The following is a 377-nucleotide window of genomic DNA, read 5'->3' on the forward strand; positions in this document are numbered from 1 at the left end:
TTTCGAGAAACGCGCCGACGCGCAGCTGGCGCGCGAGTTGATCATCGCGTTGCCGGAAGAGCTGACGCGGGCTGAGAACATCGCGCTGGTGCGGGAGTTCGTGCTCGACAACCTGACTGCGAAAGGGATGGTCGCCGATTGGGTCTATCACGACAAGGACGGCAACCCGCATATCCATCTGATGACGACGCTCAGGCCGCTGGCGGAGGAGGGCTTCGGGCCAAAGAAGGTTCCTGTCCGTGGCGAGGACGGAAAGCCGCTGCGGATCGTCACGCCGGATCGCCCGAATGGCAAGGTCGTCTACAAACTCTGGGCTGGCGACAAGGAAACCATGAAGGGATGGAAGATCGCCTGGGCGGAAACGGCCAGCCGGCACC

At 62.9% G+C, this 377-nt stretch carries 1 protein-coding gene; it reads left to right on the top strand.

From position 1 onward, the window contains the following. Nucleotides 1–377: MobA/MobL family protein (locus MOV76_RS39540; protein WP_247266634.1), on the top strand; the 377-nt coding region annotated here is incomplete at both ends.

This window comes from Rhizobium sp. PRIMUS64, assembly GCF_023006465.1.
Lineage (GTDB): Bacteria > Pseudomonadota > Alphaproteobacteria > Rhizobiales > Rhizobiaceae > Rhizobium > Rhizobium leguminosarum.